Origin of the sequence: Streptomyces sp. ME02-8801-2C, from assembly GCF_033793965.1 — a bacterium.
Lineage (GTDB): Bacteria > Actinomycetota > Actinomycetes > Streptomycetales > Streptomycetaceae > Streptomyces.
Map to the genome: position 1 here is coordinate 250,572 of NZ_JARAXP010000009.1, position 18,983 is coordinate 269,554.

The 18,983-nt window shown below is 70.5% G+C and carries 14 protein-coding genes and 1 pseudogene; 12 read left to right on the forward strand and 3 right to left on the reverse strand.

Annotated elements, in window-relative coordinates:
* Window positions 1-42 precede the first annotated feature (42 nt).
* Window positions 43-669: an NADAR family protein gene (locus tag PV396_RS29655; RefSeq protein WP_416071503.1), complete on the reverse strand. Its 627-nt coding sequence runs from the start codon at window positions 667-669 to the stop codon at window positions 43-45.
* A gap of 177 nt (window positions 670-846) precedes the next feature.
* Between PV396_RS29655 and PV396_RS29660 the strand changes: the two genes are divergently transcribed.
* From PV396_RS29660 to PV396_RS29700, 9 genes and pseudogenes are all read left to right on the forward strand, one after another.
* The gene (locus PV396_RS29660) at window positions 847-2,370 is read left to right on the forward strand and encodes a gamma-aminobutyraldehyde dehydrogenase (protein ID WP_319209867.1); all 1,524 of its coding nucleotides are present in this window, start codon (window positions 847-849) and stop codon (window positions 2,368-2,370) included.
* Between the two features lie 57 nt (window positions 2,371-2,427).
* Window positions 2,428-3,675, forward strand: a complete 1,248-nt coding sequence (locus tag PV396_RS29665) for a spermidine/putrescine ABC transporter substrate-binding protein (RefSeq protein ID WP_319209868.1) — start codon at window positions 2,428-2,430, stop codon at window positions 3,673-3,675.
* A gap of 53 nt (window positions 3,676-3,728) precedes the next feature.
* Window positions 3,729-4,910, forward strand: a complete 1,182-nt coding sequence (locus PV396_RS29670) for an ABC transporter ATP-binding protein (RefSeq protein ID WP_319209869.1) — start codon at window positions 3,729-3,731, stop codon at window positions 4,908-4,910.
* Window positions 4,910-5,836 (forward strand): ABC transporter permease, encoded by a 927-nt coding sequence (locus PV396_RS29675; protein WP_319209870.1) that lies wholly within the window; start codon window positions 4,910-4,912, stop codon window positions 5,834-5,836. Before PV396_RS29670 ends, PV396_RS29675 begins: the two co-directional genes overlap by 1 nt.
* Window positions 5,837-6,649, forward strand: coding sequence for an ABC transporter permease (locus PV396_RS29680; RefSeq protein WP_319209872.1), 813 nt, complete (start codon window positions 5,837-5,839; stop codon window positions 6,647-6,649).
* A gap of 47 nt (window positions 6,650-6,696) precedes the next feature.
* Window positions 6,697-8,115: an FAD-dependent oxidoreductase gene (locus tag PV396_RS29685; RefSeq protein ID WP_319209874.1), complete on the forward strand. Its 1,419-nt coding sequence runs from the start codon at window positions 6,697-6,699 to the stop codon at window positions 8,113-8,115.
* Window positions 8,116-8,248: 133 nt separating this feature from the next.
* Window positions 8,249-8,680: pseudogene (locus PV396_RS29690) on the forward strand (hypothetical protein).
* A 139-nt stretch (window positions 8,681-8,819) separates the two neighbouring features.
* On the forward strand, window positions 8,820-9,539 hold the full coding sequence (locus PV396_RS29695) for a hypothetical protein (RefSeq protein WP_319209876.1): 720 nt from the start codon (window positions 8,820-8,822) through the stop codon (window positions 9,537-9,539).
* Window positions 9,536-10,264, forward strand: coding sequence for a hypothetical protein (locus tag PV396_RS29700; RefSeq protein WP_319209877.1), 729 nt, complete (start codon window positions 9,536-9,538; stop codon window positions 10,262-10,264). Before PV396_RS29695 ends, PV396_RS29700 begins: the two co-directional genes overlap by 4 nt.
* Here PV396_RS29700 and PV396_RS29705 read toward each other — a convergent pair.
* Window positions 10,256-10,963, reverse strand: coding sequence for a phosphatase PAP2 family protein (locus PV396_RS29705; protein ID WP_319209879.1), 708 nt, complete (start codon window positions 10,961-10,963; stop codon window positions 10,256-10,258). The two genes, PV396_RS29700 and PV396_RS29705, sit on opposite strands and share 9 nt — an antisense overlap.
* A gap of 338 nt (window positions 10,964-11,301) precedes the next feature.
* Entirely contained in the window at window positions 11,302-12,636 is a 1,335-nt protein-coding gene (gene gabT, locus PV396_RS29710; protein ID WP_319209881.1) for a 4-aminobutyrate--2-oxoglutarate transaminase, read from the reverse strand.
* A 306-nt stretch (window positions 12,637-12,942) separates the two neighbouring features.
* Between gabT and PV396_RS29715 the strand changes: the two genes are divergently transcribed.
* The 3 genes from PV396_RS29715 (at window position 12,943) to PV396_RS29725 (ending at window position 18,882) form a co-directional block, all read left to right on the forward strand.
* Window positions 12,943-15,336 carry an ATP/GTP-binding protein gene (locus PV396_RS29715; RefSeq protein ID WP_319209882.1) on the forward strand — a complete coding sequence of 798 codons (2,394 nt, stop codon included), beginning with the start codon at window positions 12,943-12,945 and terminating at the stop codon, window positions 15,334-15,336.
* A gap of 97 nt (window positions 15,337-15,433) precedes the next feature.
* A complete protein-coding gene (locus PV396_RS29720; protein ID WP_319209883.1) occupies window positions 15,434-17,170 on the forward strand; it encodes a PucR family transcriptional regulator in 1,737 nt (578 codons plus the stop codon).
* Between the two features lie 254 nt (window positions 17,171-17,424).
* On the forward strand, window positions 17,425-18,882 hold the full coding sequence (locus PV396_RS29725) for an aldehyde dehydrogenase family protein (RefSeq protein WP_319209885.1): 1,458 nt from the start codon (window positions 17,425-17,427) through the stop codon (window positions 18,880-18,882).
* Window positions 18,883-18,983 lie beyond the last annotated feature (101 nt).

Sequence of the window (18,983 nt, forward strand, 5' to 3'; positions counted from 1 at the left end):
CCCTTCGCCGCAACCCGGACCAGCCGGGTTGCGTGCGGCACGTCAGCCCCCTCGCAACCGGTTCCGCGCCTCCATCAGCGCGAAGCCCAGGAGGTTCGGGCCGCGCCAGCGTTCGGGGTCTGTTGCCGCCTCGTCGTTCGCGGCGAGGCCGATGCCCCATACGCGGTCCACGGGGCTCGCCTCCACCAGGACGCGCCCGCCCGTGCCCAGCAGGAACTCCCGCAGCGCGGGATGCGCGGCGAACTTGTGGACGCTGCCCTCGACCACGATCGCGAACCGCTCGCGCTCCCACACGGCCTCGTCGAAGCCGCGCACGAGCCGGCCGGCCTTCTTCGCCAGTGCCGGGTTCGGTGCCGAGATCGCCCGGCGCTCCGCCTCCGCGTCCTCGAACAGGCGGGCCTTGGCGGCCATCATCCAGTGCTCGGCCGTCGCGTACTCCACCCCGGCCACGGAAAACGCGGCCGGCCACCACTGGCTGAGACAGCTCACACCCACACCGCCGTCCGGGCGGGGCCGGTGCCCCCAGAAGTGCAGGTACTTGACCGGGGTCCCCGCACGGACTTCCCTGGTCAGCGCCTCCCATGAATCGATCTGCCCCGGCTTCCCCGGCTTTTCCGGCTTCTGAGCGAGTTTCCCCATGCCCGCGAGTCTGGCAGTCGCCACTGACATCGCGTCCCTTCATTTCCCGTCCGACTGGACACCTCGCCGACAGATTCCGTCGCGTAACCAAAAGGCAACAACGGAATCACTTGTTGGAGTCCACTTACTCTGTCAGGATCGGCACTCAAATCGACTCGGAGCTACGTTGACCCCTGCGGTACGGGGAGGGCGGCGGAGGAGAGCGACATGCACAATTCGGGCCATCGCTTCCCGGCACAGGAACGGCTCGCGGCCGGCGCGCAGTACATCGCGGGCCGCCTGACCCACGGCACCTCCGGCCGCACCCACGCGGTCGTCGACCCGGCCACCGGCGACACGGTCTACACGTACGAGCTGGCCGGTCACAGCGACGTGGACGCAGCCGTCGCCGCAGCGCGCGCGGCCTTCCCGGGCTGGGCCGGGGCCACTCCGGGCGAGCGTTCCGACGCGCTGCACCGTTTCGCCGCAGTCCTCGCCGAGCGAGCCGAGGAATTCGCGCGTGCCGAGTCCCTCCAGTGCGGCAAGCCGCTCAAGCTGACCCGCGAGTTCGACGTGCCGGGCACGATCGACAACACCGCGTTCTTCGCGGGCGCCGCCCGGCATCTCCAGGGGCAGTCGGCCGGGGAGTACTCCGGTGACCACACCTCGTACGTCCGCCGGGAACCCATCGGTGTCGTCGGCTCCATCGCGCCCTGGAACTACCCCCTCCAGATGGCTGCCTGGAAGATCCTCCCGGCGATCGCGGCCGGCAACACGATCGTGCTCAAGCCCGCCGAGCTGACCCCGCTGACCTCCCTCCTCTTCGCCGAGGCGGCCACCGCGGCCGGGATCCCGGACGGTGTCGTCAACATCGTCACCGGGACCGGCAAGGAAGCCGGTGAGCATCTCGTCGGGCATCCCGATGTCGCCATGACGTCCTTCACCGGGTCCACCGCCGTGGGCAAGCGGGTCGCCGAGGTCGCCACCGCCACCGTCAAGCGGCTCCACCTGGAACTGGGCGGCAAGGCCCCCTTCCTCGTCTTCGACGACGCCGATCTCGACGCCGCCGTCAACGGCGCTGTCGCCGGCGCCCTCATCAACACCGGCCAGGACTGCACGGCCGCCACGCGCGCGTACGTGCAACGCCCGCTGTACGAGGAGTTCGTCGCCAGGACCGCCGCGCTGATGGAGGGCGTACGGGTCGGTGATCCGTTCGGTCCGGCAACCGACATCGGGCCGCTTATCTCCCACGCGCAGCGCGACCGCGTCGCCGGTTTCGTCGAGCGGGCGCGTCCCTACGCGCGCGTGGTGACCGGCGGCGAGGCTCCTCAGGGGGAGCTGAAGAGCGGCGCCTACTACCGGCCCACCCTTGTCGCCGACGCCGCCCAGGACAGCGAGATCGTCCAGTCGGAGATCTTCGGGCCCGTACTGGTCGTCCTGCCCTTCGACAGCGACGACGAGGGCATCCGGCTCGCCAATGACACGCCCTACGGTCTGGCGGCGTCCGCCTGGAGCCGGGACGTCTACCGGGCGAACCGCGCCACCCGTGAGATCAAGGCGGGCTGCGTGTGGGTCAACGACCACATTCCGATCATCAGCGAGATGCCCCACGGGGGATACAAGGCGTCCGGCTTCGGCAAGGACATGTCCGCGTACTCGTTCGAGGAGTACACACAGATCAAGCACGTCATGTTCGACAACACCGCGGCTGCCCGCAAGGACTGGCACCGCACGATTTTCGGGGACCGCTGACCGGACACAGGCCGACCGACCAGCGGCCGCCCACCCTTCCGAAAGGGCACCACGCGCATGGAGCAGTACGAGCCCGACCGCCTTTCACCGGCCCAGCTGGCCGCCATGCGGCGCAGCTTCCGAAACGGCAGGGCCGCCCTGACCCGCCGGTCCCTGCTGCGCGCCTCCGCAGGCGGTGTCCTGGTGGCCGGCGGCCTCGGTGCGCTGACCGGCTGCGGCATCCCCGCGGCCGGCAAGACCGCGGGAGGCGTCTCCGCGGACGACCACTCGGCCAAGGAGAAGACCGTCAACTTCTCCAACTGGACCGAGTACATGGACGTCGACGAGAGCGAGAAGCACCACCCCACGCTCGACGCGTTCACCGAGCGCACCGGCATCAAGGTCAAGTACACCGAGGACATCAACGACAACGTCGAGTTCTTCGGCAAGATCAAGCCGCAGCTCGCGGCGGGCCAGGATACCGGCCGGGACATCATCGTCCTCACCGACTGGCTGGCCGGCCGGCTGATCCGGCTCGGCTGGGTCCAGAAACTCGACGCGTCGAACCTCCCGCACGCGTTCGCCAACCTGTCGGAGCAGTTCCGCAGCCCCGACTGGGACCCGGGCCGCGCCTACTCGTACCCCTGGCAGGGCATCTCGACCGTCATCGCCTACAACAAGAAGGCGCTGGACGGCATCGAGGTGAAGTCGGTCTCCGACATGCTCGACAACCCCAAGCTGAAGGGGCGCGTCGGGTTCCTCTCCGAGATGCGCGACAGCATCGGGATGACCCTGCTCGACATGGGCAAGGACCCGGCGAAGTTCACCGACGACGACTTCGACGCGGCGATCGCCCGCCTCCAGAAGGCCGTCGACAAGGGCCAGATCCGCCGCTTCTCCGGCAACGACTACACGGCCGACCTGACCTCGGGCGACTTCGCGGCCTGTATCGCCTGGGCGGGCGACGTGGTCCAGCTCAAGGCGGACAGCCCGGACATCGACTTCATCATCCCGGACAGCGGCTACATCACCTCGAGCGACAACATGCTGATCCCCAACAAGGCACGCCACAAGACGAACGCCGAGCGGCTCATGGACTACTACTACGAGCCCGAACCGGCCGCCGAACTGGCCGCCTACATCAACTACGTGTGTCCGGTCGACGGGGTGAAGCCCTACCTCGCGAAGCTCGACAAGGACGCGGCGGACAACCCGCTGATCATTCCCGACGCGGCGATGGCCGCGAAGTCCCACGCGTTCCGGTCCCTGAGCCAGACAGAAGAGACGGCGTACGAGGAGAAGTTCGCGAAGTTGACGGGGGCGTAGCCCCGCCAGTCCCCAGCGGTGCGCCACCCCTCCGACTCCCCAAGGACCACACCATGACCAGCAGCAGCACAGACCACGGCGGCGACGTCCGCCTCTCCGGGATCAGCAAGAGATACGGCACCTTCACCGCCGTGCACCCCCTCGACCTCACCGTCCCGCAGGGCTCCTTCTTCGCCCTGCTCGGCGCCTCCGGCTGCGGAAAGACCACGACCCTGCGGATGATCGCGGGCCTGGAGGAACCTTCGTCCGGGACGGTCTTCCTCGGCGAGCAGGAGGTCACCCACCTGCCGCCGTACAAGCGGCCGGTGAACACCGTCTTCCAGTCGTACGCCCTGTTCCCGCATCTCGACATCTTCGAGAACATCGCCTTCGGTCTGCGCCGGCGCGGCATCAAGTCGGTGAAGAAGCAGGTCGAGGACATGCTGGAGCTCGTCCAGCTCGGCGAACAGGCGCGCAAGAAGCCCCATCAGCTCTCCGGCGGCCAGCAGCAGCGCGTCGCCGTCGCCCGCGCCCTGATCAACCACCCCAAGGTGCTGCTCCTCGACGAACCGCTCGGCGCCCTCGATCTCAAGCTGCGCCGCCAGATGCAGCTGGAGCTCAAGCGCATCCAGACCGAGGTCGGCATCACGTTCGTCCATGTCACGCACGACCAGGAGGAGGCCATGACGATGGCCGACACGGTCGCCGTGATGAACGGGGGCAGAGTCGAGCAGCTCGGCTCGCCCGCCGATCTCTACGAGAACCCGCACACCACCTTCGTCGCAAACTTCCTCGGCACCTCCAACCTCATCGAGGCCGAGGTGGACACCAAGAGCGGCGACGAGATCGTCCTCAAGGCGGGCGGCGGCAAGCTGCTGCTCCCCGAGACCCGCTGTTCCGCTCCGACCAGGACCGGCGGCAAGGTGCTCGTCGGGGTCCGCCCCGAGAAGATCTCCCTCACGCACGCGGACGACGCCGGTGACATCCCGGCCGGCCGCAACCGCATCACCGGCCGGATCGCCGCCACCAGTTTCATCGGCGTGTCCACCCAGTACGTCGTCGACAGCCCCGTCTGCCCCGAGTTCGAGGTGTACGTCCAGAACATCGACCGCGACACCAGGCTGGCCCCCGGCGCGGAGGTCGTCCTGCACTGGAACCCCGCGCACACGTTCGGGCTCGATGCCGACCAGTCCCTTCTTTCAGGGACGACGGGCGACGCGGGCGTCAAGACGGTCGACGAGGAAGAGGCCGCCTGATGGCCACCGCGACCCCCGACGCGCCGCCCCTGGCGCCCACACCGACCAGGAAGCCGCCGCGCAGAAGGGGCCGCTGGACGCCGTACTGGCTGCTCCTGCCCGGCCTCCTGTGGCTGTTCGTGTTCTTCGCGCTGCCGATGGTCTACCAGGCCTCCACATCCGTGCAGACGGGCTCTCTGGAGGAGGGCTACAAGGTCACCTGGCACTTCGCGACCTACTGGGACGCCCTGTCCGACTACTGGCCGCAGTTCCTGCGTTCGGTGCTGTACGCCGGTGCCGCGACGCTCCTGTGCCTGGTGCTGGGGTATCCGCTCGCGTATCTGATCGCGTTCCGCGCGGGACGCTGGCGCAACCTGATCATGATCCTGGTCATCGCGCCGTTCTTCACCAGCTTCCTGATCCGGACGCTCGCCTGGAAGACGATCCTCGCGGACGGCGGCCCGGTCGTCGGCGCCCTCAACTCGCTGCACGTCCTGGACGTCACCAGCTGGCTCGGCGTCACCGCGGGGGACCGGGTGCTGGCCACGCCGCTCGCGGTGGTGTGCGGTCTGACGTACAACTTCCTGCCGTTCATGATCCTGCCGCTCTACACCTCGCTCGAACGCATCGACGGACGGCTGCACGAGGCGGCCGGCGACCTCTACGCCAGGCCGTTCACGACCTTCCGCAAGGTCACCTTCCCGCTGTCGATGCCCGGAGTCGTCTCCGGGACGCTCCTCACCTTCATCCCGGCGAGCGGCGACTACGTCAACGCCGACCTCCTCGGCTCCACCGACACCCGCATGATCGGCAACGTCATCCAGACGCAGTTCCTGCGCATCCTCGACTATCCGACAGCAGCCGCACTCTCCTTCCTTCTCATGGCCGCGATTCTCGCCATGGTCACCCTCTACATCCGTAAGTCCGGGACGGAGGACCTGGTTTAAATGGCCTTCCTGAACTCGACCGGGCGCTGGCTCAAGAGCCATTTCGTCGTCATCGCGGGACTCGTCACACTCGGCTATCTGCTGCTGCCGAACATCGTCGTCACGGTGTTCTCCTTCAACAAGCCGAAGGGCCGCTTCAACTACGAGTGGCAGCATTTCTCGACGGACGCCTGGCGTGATCCCTGCGGGGTCGCCGGAATGTGCGGCTCGCTCTCGCTCAGCCTGCGGATCGCCTTCTGGGCGACCGTCGGCGCGACCGTCCTCGGCACGATGATCGCCTTCGCGCTGGTGCGGTACCGCTTCCGCGCGCGGGGGGCCGTCAACTCGCTGATCTTCCTGCCGATGGCGATGCCCGAGGTCGTCATGGCGGCCTCGCTGCTCACCCTGTTCCTCAATCTGGGCGCCCAGTTGGGCTTCTGGACGATCCTGATCGCCCACATCATGTTCTGCCTCAGCTTCGTCGTCGTCGCCGTGAAGGCACGCGTGATGTCGATGGACCCGCGGCTCGAGGAGGCCGCCCGGGACCTGTACGCGGGCCCGGTGCAGACCTTCGTACGCGTCACCCTGCCCATCGTGGCGCCCGGAATCGCGGCGGGTGCGCTGCTCGCCTTCGCGCTCTCCTTCGACGATTTCATCATCACCAACTTCAACGCGGGCTCGACCGTCACCTTCCCCATGTTCGTCTGGGGTTCGGCACAGCGCCGAACGCCCGTCCAGATCAATGTCATCGGTACGGCCATGTTCCTGATCGCCGTACTGCTCGTACTGACCGGAATGGTCATCGGTAATCGCCGCAACAGGCAGAAGGCGTAACCAGAAAAACGCGATAAACCCGAAAAACCCTGTGGGGAGTTGAAATCATGGCCCCGAGCGCCATGAGCATGTGGACCAAGTCCCTTTCCGACGCCCAGCCCGTCGCCTACTGGCTGGACGACCCCGGCAGGCCGCACCCCGAGCCCGCCCTCACCGGCGCCGAGAGCTGCGACCTGCTGGTGGTGGGCGGCGGGTACAGCGGGCTGTGGACCGCGCTGATCGCCAAGGAGCGCGACCCCCGCCGGGACGTCGTGCTCGTCGAGGGCCGCGAGGTGGGCTGGGCCGCCTCGGGCCGCAACGGCGGCTTCTGCGCCGCCTCCCTCACCCACGGTCTGGCCAACGGTCTGGCCCGTTGGCCGGACGAGATCCACCGGCTCGAGGAACTCGGCGCGCGCAACCTCGACGAGATCGAGAAGGCGGTGGCCCGTCACTCCCTCGACTGCGACTTCGAACGCACCGGTGAGATCGACGTCGCCACCGAACCCCACCAGGCCGCCGAACTCCGTTCCTGGTACGAGGAGTTGGCAGGCAAGGACCTGGCGACCGGCACCGAGTTCCTGGACACGGAAGCGGTACGGGAGCAGGTCGCGTCCCCCACCTTCCTGGCCGGACTGCACGACCCCACCGGCGTCGCGATGCTCAACCCGGCGAAACTGGCCTGGGGCCTCAAACGGGCCTGCCTCCGCCTCGGCGTCCGCGTCTACGAACACACCCCGGCGCTGACCCTGCGTCCGTACGGCGCCGGAATGGCCGTACGCACGCCCTACGGGTCGATCCGCGCCCGCCGGGTCGCGCTCGGTACGAACATTTTTCCGAATCTGGTCAAGCGGGTGCGCGCCTACACGGTCCCCGTCTACGACTACGCGCTGATGACCGAGCCGCTGAGCGCATCGCAGCTCGCCGACATCGGCTGGCGGGGCCGCCAGGGGCTCGGGGACAGCGCCAACCAGTTCCACTACTTCCGGCTGAGCGCCGACAACCGCATCCTGTGGGGCGGTTACGACGCGATCTATCCGTACGGCGGCCGGGTGCGTGCCGAGTACGACGACCGGCCGGAGACCTACGCCAAGCTGGCCGAGCACTTCTTCACCTGCTTCCCGCAGCTGGAGGGCGTCCGCTTCACGCACGCCTGGGGCGGCGCGATCGACACCTGCTCGCGCTTCTCGGCGTTCTTCGGCACCGCGCACGCGGGCAAGGTGGCGTACGCGGCGGGGTTCACCGGACTCGGCGTCGGAGCGACCCGTTTCGGCGCGGACGTGATGCTCGACCTGCTGGCGGGGGAGCGCACGGAGCGGACGTCGCTGGAGATGGTCCGCCGGAAGCCGCTGCCGTTTCCTCCGGAGCCGTTCGCGTGGACGGGGATCGCGTTGACGAAGTGGTCGTTGGCGCGGGCCGATGCGCGTGGGGGGCGGCGGAATCTGTGGTTGAGGGCGATGGATCGGGTCGGGTTGGGATTCGACAGTTAATGGGTTGTTGGTCGGCTGTCCGGCCGGTGGGGGCTTGTCGCGCAGTTCCCCGCGCCCCTTGAGGGGCGCGTACGCCTGGCTCGGTGGCTATGAGCAGGTTCACTACCGAAACCTGACGGAACCCGCGTAATGCCTGCGGGAAACGGCGTCCGTTGCTCCGGATCCCGAGGCCTGCCGGTGGGAATGGGAGCGCAATCCCCTGGGGATCGTGCTGCTGCCCGCCGGCAAGGCCTAAGACGTACTGATCCTGCCGGGTGAACTCGGCTATCCCACCCTCGACGTCCTCACCCGTGTCATCGACCAACCCGGCCCGGTACTCGTCGACTTCGGCGACTCCCGGATGGGGTTCTTCGTACCGCAGGGAACCGCGGCACGGTGGCTGGGCACGGGCGTGCGTACGGCGGGACGTGGCACCTGGATCGTCGTGCCGTACCCGGGCCGGGTGACCGGAGGCGTCCGCTGGCTGGTCCCTCCGGACGGCACCGGCACCCTCACCGATCCGGCGCTCCTCGAACTGGCCATGCACGAGGCGGCGGCGAGTCTCGCGACGGACCCGGACAGGTGATGCCCGTGCGGTCGACGCGAACCGTGGCATGTGGGGCGCGGCGTAGATGCGTCGAACAGGTGTGTCGTGCGGGCGGCAGCGGGGTACAGCCGGATAACCGCTGTGCGCAACCGGGTAACTGCCGGGTACAGCAGGGCAATTGACGACGACAGGAGCCGCCGTGGCGCTCGGGGACAGAGCGAGGCGTCTGGGCGCCCGAAGGCGCGCGATTGTCGCGGCCCTCGCCTTCATGGCCGTGACGACGGCCTTCCTGTGGGTGTCCAACCTTGCCCCGGACTGGCTCGCCTCGGTCCTGAGCGCGGTGATCACCGCCGCCCTGGTCGAGCCGACGGCTCGCCTCCTGGGTCGCCGAACACCCCAAGGCGACCCGGTGGACTTCAATGTCGACCTCTCGGACGTCAGCTACGTACATGTGCCCGCGAACGCCGGTGAACCCCCGCGCGTCGTACCGGCGAGCGGGCACACCGTACGGCTGTTCGTCGCGGCACCGGACCGCACCGTCGTGCTGGCGGGACTTCGGGTCGTCGTGCTCGAACGGCGTTCACCGCGCGGGGTGTTGTGGCCGCACGCCGGGATCCTGCCGGTGCGCGCCTACACCGTGCTGCTCGACGAGGACCCGCCCCGCCTCGAACCGCGCGGCGAGGACACCCCGGCCACCTTCTCGTACACGGTCGGTCCGGACGACCCGGAGACCTTCGAACTGCGCGTGGAGACCGAACGCTGGCAGGTGGCCTGGGAGTTGGAGCTCGACTGGGTGTGCGGCCGACGCGCCGGAACCGTCAGGGTGGACCTCGCGGGCCACCCGTTCCGCACGGCGGCCCGACCGCCACGCGGCCTGAGCTGGGAGGACGAGGCGTGAAGTGGTGGCGAGGACGCGAACGGAAACAGGCACCGCAGGTCCCGGAGCAGCCCGCACACCCCGCGCACCCCGAGAACTTCGACATACGGCTCGGCGGACTGAGCCATGCCTTCGCCGTGCTCGACCCCAGCACCACCGTCGGGCCGGAACCCCTGCAGATACCCCTGACCGGCCACAACGTGTACGTCGACCTGGCGGCGACCGGCGACGAGGAACTCGTCCTGCGGGACCTGCGCGCCCAGGTGCTCGGCCGCCACCCCCTGAAACCGAGCGGACTGAGCCTCGTACCCCAGCCCGGTCCCGGGATCTCGTTCTCCGAGGAGTTGTCGGAGTCGCGCCGGCGCGCGCTGGCCAACTACACCCCCATGCAGGTGCCGGACGCGGAGGTGTTCCTCGACGAGACTCCGCCGCTGGTGCGGCCCGCGCTCGACGGACAGGGCATACCCGTGGTGCCGGATTACCGGCTGCCGCTGCGGATCCCCGGCCGTACGGCCTGGCGCCTCGTCCTCGCCCCGCACACGGCGGACCGGGGACTGGTCGACTGGCGGTTGTTCGCCGACTTCACCTGCGGCGACTTCCGGGCCTCGATCGACTGGGACCTCAAGGTGACCGCGGAGACCACCATGCGGACCTTCCACCCGGGCGGCACCGAGCCCGACTTCACCCCGGTACATGTGATCGCTCCGCACTGGAGAGTGGCCTGGCCGCCGACGGGATCAGGGTGAGGGACTGCGCACGAACAGCCGCAGCAGGATCAGCAGCGCCCCGCACAGACACCAGCTCGCCACCACGTCCAGCGGCCAGTGGAAACCACGGACGACCAGTCCGACGCCGACGGCGGCGTTGAGGGCGAGACAGCCGGCCAGGACGAGCCGACGGGCGGACGTACGACGCAGCCACGGCAGCAGGAGCAGCGTGGCGGAGCCGTAGGCCACGACGGCCGTCGCGGTGTGCCCGGAGGGGTAGAACCCGGTTCCGGGCCCCATGACCGGCGGCCCGGCCCGGGCGACCAGCTCCTTCATCGGTACGACGAGCGCCGGTACGGCCCCCATCAGCGCGCCGGCCGCGACGGGTTCCCGCCACCAGCGCGCCGTACCCGCCCGGCGGGAGCGCAGACCGACGTACACCAGGACGGCGAGCAGGACGGGAACGGCGACCACGATGCTGCCGAGGTCGGCGAGGAGGGCCCAGCCACGGGACGGGTGGACGAGAAAGGCGCTGAGACGTTCGTCCGCGCGGGCGAGGGGGCCGTGGACGGCGACCTGCCAGGTGATCAGCGCGAAGAGGAGGACCGCGAGGGCCAGGAGGGAGAGGAGACCTCGGGGAGTCGCCGGTCTCAGCGGATTCCGGGGGATCCGAGAAATCGGCCACCCTGGAACAGGGGGGGTAGCTCCAGGGTGGCCGATCAGGCCGGGTCGTCGCACGCCCCGGGGGGTTTGGGGCGGGCGACCGTCCGACCGGTGAGGAGATCCGGAGCCGGAAGCTCCGGTTGTGTCCGCGAGGGCACGACCAGATCGAAGCTGGGGAGGCCCCGACCAGGTGCCGCCCGCAGTTCCCTGCGGGCGGGGTGTATCTCTCATCTGGATAGAACCTACGGCAGTAGAGGGGGCTGAAACAGGTGCAACCGTAACCCGCCATCCACCTCGCACACCTTCTTCACACGCTCTGTCGACGCCCGCCCAGGCCCGGAAACAAGCGGAATCCGGGCCGGTCGGCCGGTACGGACGAGTGGTGCGGACGGGGGGTGGGAGCCGAGGAGACGTCAGACGCTGGTGAAGGCCTGCTCGATGATGTCGAGGCCCTCGCCCAGGAGGTCCTCGCCGATCACCAGCGGGGGCAGGAAGCGGAGGACGTTGCCGTAAGTGCCGCAGGTGAGGACCAGCAGACCCTCCTGATGGCAGGCCTTGGCCAGAGCCGCGGTCGCCTCCGGGTGGGGCTCCTTGGTGGTGCGGTCCTTGACCAGCTCGATGGCGATCATCGCGCCCCGGCCCCGGATGTCACCGATGACCTCGTACTTCTCGGCCATGGCGGTCAGCCGTGCCTTCATGACGGCCTCGATGCGCCTGGCCCTGGCGTTGAGGTCGAGTTCCTTCATCGTCTCGATCGAGCCGAGCGCGCCCGCGCAGGCGACCGGATTGCCGCCGTACGTCCCGCCGAGCCCGCCCGCGTGCGCCGCGTCCATGATCTCGGCGCGCCCGGTGACTGCGGCGAGCGGCAGCCCGCCCGCGATGCCCTTGGCGGTGGTGATCAGGTCGGGCACGATGCCCTCGTCCTCGCAGGCGAACCACTGGCCGGTCCGGCAGAAACCGGACTGGATCTCGTCGGCGACGAAGACGATGCCGTTGTCGGCGGCGAACTTGCGGATCGCCGGCAGGAATCCCTTCGCGGGCTCGATGAAGCCGCCCTCGCCGAGCACCGGCTCGATGATGATCGCGGCGACGTTGTCCGCCCCGACCTGCTTGCCGATCTGGTCGATCGCCTGCGCGGCGGCCTCCGGCCCGGCGTTCTCCGGCCCGGTCGGCCACCGGTAGCCGTACGCCACGGGCACGCGGTACACCTCGGGCGCGAACGGCCCGAAGCCGTGCTTGTACGGCATGTTCTTGGCGGTGAGGGCCATGGTGAGGTTCGTACGCCCGTGGTACCCGTGGTCGAACACGACGACGGCCTGCCGCTTGGTGTACGCCCGCGCGATCTTCACGGCGTTCTCGACGGCCTCGGCGCCGCTGTTGAAGAGGGCGCTCTTCTTGGCGTGATCGCCCGGGGTCAGCTCGGCGAGCGCCTCGGCGACCTCGACGTACCCCTCGTACGGCGTGACCATGAAACAGGTGTGCGTGAAGTCGTCGAGCTGGGCGGAGGCCCGCCGCACGACCGCCTCGGCACTGGCGCCGACCGACGTCACGGCGATACCGGACCCGAAGTCGATCAGCCGGTTCCCGTCGACGTCCTCGACGATCCCACCACCGGCCCGCGCGGTGAACACGGGCAACACCGACCCGACCCCGGCCGCGACGGCGGCAAGACGACGGGCCTGGAGCTCCTGCGACTTCGGGCCGGGAATGGCGGTGAGGAGGCGTCGCTCCTGGGGGAGGGAGGTCATGAGGGCTCCTGGGGCGTGACGGGCGGGGGTTCTCGACCGGGACAGACGCGGAACTTTCACCGCGCCTCTCTTCGCAGGCTAGGGCTGGGGGGTGGGGGCGGGCATGCACCGTTTGGGAGTGGTGGGGGTGTGTCGTTGGACTTGGTGGACAGTCGAGTGCCCCCTCGGAAGACCTCCAGGAGCGGGTGCGCGACAGGGTCCGCTCCGCGAGGTCGGCCGCGTAAGCGATGAACTCCCCTTGTGGGGGCGTTAGATTGGCCGCTGTTGACTGATGGTGGGCCTTACGGCTGGTCAGGGGGCAAGGCGATGGACAGCGACGGGACGCAGGACGCGCGGGGTACTCATGCGAATCCTGTGCCTCGTCCGGCGGGGGCGCCGGGTGGGGCTGCTGTGCCGCCTCGGCCTGCGCGGGCTCCGCGGCCCGTCGAGCAGGGGGCGCCCACGCGTGCTTCCGTCGCCGAGTGGCTCAACGAGCCACGGCCCGACGCCAAGCCCGGGATCTGGCGGTACGGGTATCGGCTGCCCAAGGGGGCGCAGGCGGCGGAGCGGCTTTCGCCGGTCACCGTCGTCGGGTTGCTGGTGCCGCTCGTCGTCGGGCTGTTCCTGTGGTCGCTCTGGCGGCGGGGTGCGATGCCGTACCAGTCGGTGCTGCTGAAGCTGTTCACGCCCGAGGACTGGTGGTGGGGCGGCACCGTCTCGCCCAAGGGGTGGGAGGGCAGCGCTGCTGTCCTCGTCTACAACGGTGTTTTCTTTCTCGTGCTGCTTTATGGGATGGGGCGGCTCGGTAGCTGGCCCGACATCGCCCGGCATTTTGTCGGGCGCAGGGCACAGCCCTCGCGGGCGTTGCTCGCCGCTGCCGCGGCCCTCCTCACGCTCAGCTTCGTGTTCCCGGACGCCTTTCCGGGCGTCGGCTGGGACGCCCTGCCGATCGTCGATGCCGTCGTCGCCCTCGTCGCCCTGATCTCCGGCGGGTTCGACGTGTTCGGGTCGACCGTCTTCAAGGTCGGTCTGTACACCGTCATCACCTTGCTCGTCGTGTGGCCGTTCGCGCGCATCGGCGGCTGGTTGCCGTACGCCAAGGAGCGCCTCGCCGCCCGTAAGGCCGCCGCCGGACCCACCGGGCCCGCACCCGCCGACCGGCCCCGCGAACAGTGGCCCGACCTCCGGGAGGCCGGTCAGTACGAGGCCGCCGAACTCCTCACCGCCGAGGTGGCCGGCGGCCGGATGAACGACGTGGACTGCGCCCGCGTCGAGCACGCGTGGACGCTCGCCCGGCGGGACGGGCTGCTCGGCGCCTTCCGGGACACCGTGCTGCGGCAGGGAGCGGCGGCCTGGGCCCACCCCTCCGGCGCCCGGGACCTGTCCCGGCGTACCGCGCGGCACGACCTGGCCGCGGGGCAGGTCCGTATCGGGCGGTGGGTCGCCGCCGAGCGGGCGCCGCTCGCCTATCACGGCGCCGGTGCCGCGCTCGGGCCCGATGTGCTGGGCACCTCGCTGCTCGCGGTCGGACCGTCGGGGGCGGGCAAGACACGGCATCTCGTCGAACCGGTGACGGAGGCGCTGGCCCTGCGGGCACTCACCGGGCAGTGCGCGTTCGTCACGGTGTCCGCGCCGGGGACACCCCTCGCCGCCGACTCCGCGTTCGACGTGGTCGTACGGATCGGGGACCGGGACTCCGTCCACGACCTCGACCCCTACGCCGACTCCGACGACCCCGACGAGGCGGCCTCCTTCCTCGCCGAGGCGCTGGTCGGCGACCTCGACACCGTCGGCACCGACAGCGCCGCCACCGCACTCGCCCAGGTGCTCGGCCCCTACCGGGCGGCGTACGGCCGCTTCCCCGCCCTGCCGGGGCTGCGGGAACTGCTGGAGAGCGAACCGGCGGCCCTGTCGGCCCTGCGGGAGGCCCTCGCGGGGGACGAGCACGCCGTCATGCGGCGCGAACTCGACGTACGCATCCGGCAGGCGGCGAGCCCCACGGACGTCGGCCGGGTCCTCGCGGACCGGCTCGCGCTGCTGAACCGGCCGGTCTTCGACGGCTTCTTCGGCGGGGGCGGCTCGGCTCGGCCGTTCTCCCTGCGCTCCCTCACCCAGCATCCGCTGCGCGTCCGCGTCGACCTGCCCGAGCACGGCCACGAGGAGGCCACCCGGCTGATCACGCGGCTCGTCCTCGCCCAGTTCTGCGCGGTCGTACGAGACGGACAGCGCACCCACTTCGCCTGCCTGGTCCTCGACGACGCCACCGGGACGGTCACCGCCGGTTCGGTACGCCGTATCCAGCGGCTGCGCACCCAGAACGCGGGCGTCGTCCTCGCCCTCCGGACGATCGGCGACGTTCCGGAGGCGCTGCACGGGCCGCTGTACGGCGCCGTCGGCTGCCGGATGGCGTTCTCCGGTGTCACGACCTGGGACGGCGGCCGGTTCGCCCAGGCCTGGGGCACGGCCTGGGTGGAGACGCGGGACGTGGCCAAGCACACCGTCTTCGCGGACCAGCCGATGACCCGCGCCATCCACGCCCTGCGCAAGCTGGTCACCGGCAAGGCCGTCACCACCGACGCCGTGACGGTACGTACGGTCGAACGCGAGCGCTGGTCGGCGTCCGAACTGGCGCACGATGTGCCGCCGGGCCACGCGGTGCTGTCCCTGACGACCGTCGAGGGCGAGCACGCCCCTCCCCTCCTGGTCGACCTGCGGGGCTGACCGAAGCCCGGCGTACATACGGTGAGGCAGAATCGGCACAGGCCGTTCATACGTGGCGGCCAAAAGTTCACGGAGATCACACAGACCTGAAGGCCCCATGCCCCCGACGCTCGCCTCGCTCGTCCACCACTCCGCGCTCAAGCTGACCGTGCGGGCGGGCGGGGACCGCCTGGACGTGCCCGTGCGCTGGGCGCACGCCAGCGAACTGGCCGACCCCGTCCCGTACATGGAGGGCGGAGAGCTTCTCCTGATCACCGCGCTCAAGCTGGACGCCGAGGACCCCGAGACCATGCGGCGCTATGTGAAGCGGCTGGTCGGGGCGGGGGTCGTCGGCCTCGGTTTCGGTGTCGGCGTCAACTACGCGGACATCCCCAAGGCGCTCGTCGAGGCGGCCGTCCAGGAGGGCCTCCCGCTCCTCGAAGTCCCGCGCCGCACGCCCTTCCTCGCCATCAGCAAGGCGGTGTCGGCCGCCATCGCCGCCGACCAGTACCGCGCGGTGACCGCAGGCTTCGCGGCGCAGCGGGAACTGACCCGGCAGGCGCTGAGCGACGGACCGGAGGGCCTGCTCGCCGCGCTCGCCTCGCAGGTCGACGGCTGGGCCGCGCTGTACGACGCGTCCGGTGCCGTCGTCGCCACCGCGCCCGAGTGGGCCGGGCGGCGGGCGGCGCGGCTCACGGCCGACGTGGAACGGCTGCGGGAGCGGCCGGCGCCGGCCAGTGCGGTCGTCGGCGCGGGCGGCGGAGGCGACGAAGGGGAAGACGAGGGGGAGGGGCCGGGAGAAGGCGCGGGGGACCGGGTCGAGCTGCACTCGCTCGGCACCGGGCGCCGGCCGCGCGCCGCGCTGGCGGTGGGGACCGCGGCGGCCCTGGGTACGGCGGAGCGGTACGCCCTGCACTCGGCCATCGCCCTGCTGACCCTCACCACCGAACGCTCCCGTTCCCTGCAGGACGCCGAGCAGCGCATCGGGGCTGCGGTGCTGCGCATGCTGCTGGCCGGCGAACCCGACCACGCGCGTGCGGTGGCCGGGGATCTGTACGGCGGGCTGCTCGACGCGCCGTTCCGGATCGTCGTCGCGGAGTCTGCGGCGGCTCCGGTGGGGGTGGTCCGGGATGCCGGGGGTGCGGGTGGGGCCGCAAGCAGGACCACGGCCGGGGCTCTGGTCGCCGCCGACACGAACGGTGATCCGCTGGGTGGGCTCGCCGAGTGCCTGGAGTCTGCCGCCGCGCGGGCCGGGGAGGCGGTGCTGGTGGTGCCGGAGGGGGAACGGCTGGTCGTGCTCGCGGTGGACGGGGGTGCGGCGGTGGAGGCCTGTGGGGAGTTCGCGGCGGCGTTGGAGGGGGCTCGGGCGGAGGTGCGGGGGCGCGCGGGTGCCTCGGGTGTGGCGCAGGGTTCCGCTGACGAGGACGAGCTCGTGGTGGGGATGTCCGGGCCCGCCGGGCCCATCGCCGCTGCTGCCGCCTACAAGCAGGCCGAGCAGGCGTTGTCGGTGGCCCGGCGGCGGGGGCGGGTGCTGGTCGGGCACGAGCAGTTGGCCGCGGGGTCCGTGGTGCCGTTGCTCGCGGATGACGCGGTGCGGGCGTTCGCGGACGGGTTGTTGCGTCCGCTGTACGAGCATGACGCGACGGGGCGGGGGGACCTGGTGGCGTCGTTGCGGGCGTGGCTGTCGCGGCATGGGCAGTGGGATGCGGCTGCGGCGGATCTGGGTGTGCACCGGCATACGTTGCGGTATCGGATGCGGCGGGTGGAGGAGATTCTGGGGCGGTCGTTGGATGATCCGGATGTGCGGATGGAGTTGTGGCTGGCGTTGAAGACGACAGCGGCGGTGGGGGAGTAGCGGGTTTGTCTCGCCCCCGCCGCCCCTACCCGTTCCATCCCTGGGGGCTGCGCCCCCAGACCCCCGCTTCGGCCCTGAAGGGGCCTTGTCCTCAAACGCCGGACGGGCTGGTATGTCAGCCCCTCCGGCGTTTTGAGGAGCGGGGGTTCGGGGCAGCGCCCCCGAGGAGACCACGCCAAACCGTCCCACCCCCAACCCCCACCACTCCACCCCGGACAAACAACCCCCCGCCCTCCCCGCCCTACCGTGTACCCATGACCTCCACGCCGCCCGTCACCCACGCCTTCTGGCTCGCCGGTCGCCAGGCCGTCGGCGACACCACCTTCGACGTCACCTCCCCCTGGGACGGCCGCCTCGTCGGCAAGGTCGGTGTGCCGACCGAGGCCCAGGTCGAGGAAGCAGTCGCCGCAGCCCACGCCGTCCGCGACGAGTTCGCCGCCACCCCGGCCCACATCCGCGCCGCCGCCCTCGACCACGTCAGCCGGCGTCTCGTCGAGCGCACGGAGGAGATCGCCCAGCTCATCTCCGCCGAGAACGGCAAGCCGATCAAGTGGGCCCGAGGCGAGGTCGGCCGAGCCGTCTCCGTGTTCCGGTTCGCCGCCGAGGAGGCCCGGCGCTTCAACGGCGGCGAGGCACAACGCCTCGACACCGACCCCGGCGGTCAGGGCCGGCTCGCCCTCACCCGGCGCTTCCCCAAGGGCGCCATCCTCGGCATCGCGCCCTTCAACTTCCCCCTGAACCTCTGCGCCCACAAGATCGCCCCCGCGATCGCCGCGGGCGCCCCGATCATCCTGAAGCCGGCCCCGGCCACGCCCCTCTCCGGCCTCGTCATCGGCGAACTCCTCGCCGAGACCGAGCTGCCCGCCGGTTCCTGGAGCATCCTCCCGGTCGCCAACGACCGCATGCCCGCCCTCGTACAGGACCCGCGGCTGCCCGTGATCTCGTTCACCGGGTCGGAGAAGGTCGGCTACGCGATCATGGACTCCGTGCCGCGCAAGCACTGCACCCTGGAGCTGGGCGGCAACGGCGCGGCCGTCGTCCTCGGTGACTACGCCTCCGACGCCGACCTCGACTGGGCGGCGACGCGTATCGCCACGTTCTCCAACTACCAGGGCGGCCAGTCCTGCATCTCCGTGCAGCGGGTCATCGCGGACGCCTCCGTGTACGACCGGCTGCTGCCCCGGATCGTCGCCGCCGTCGAGGCCCAGGTGACCGGCGACCCGGCCGACGGTGCGACCGACGTCGGGCCGCTGGTCAGCGAGGACGCCGCCAAGCGGGTCGAGGCGTGGGTCGAGGAGGCCGTGGCGGCCGGTGCGAAGCTGCTCGCCGGGGGCAAGCGGGACGGTGCCTCGTACGCGCCGACCGTCCTCACTGAAGTACCCGCCGATGTCGCGGTCTCCTGCGAGGAGGTCTTCGGGCCGGTCCTCACCGTGCGGAAGGTGGACGGTGAGGCCGAGGCCTTCGCCGCCGCCAACGACTCCAAGTACGGCCTCCAGACAGGCGTGTTCACGCACGACCTCCAGACCGCCTTCCGGGCCCACCGCGCCCTGGAGGTCGGCGGTGTCGTCATCGGCGACGTGCCGTCCTACCGCGCCGACCAGATGCCGTACGGCGGCGCCAAGCAGTCCGGGGTCGGCCGCGAGGGCGTCAAGTTCGCGATGGACGACTACACGTACGAGCGCGTCCTCGTACTGACGGGCCTTGCCCTCTAGCTAATGGGAACCGTTTTCACATACACTCGCCGATGACGCGAACGCGCCGTCACGAAAGGGTCCGGCACCGATGCCTTCCGGTGCCGGACCCCTTCCATGTG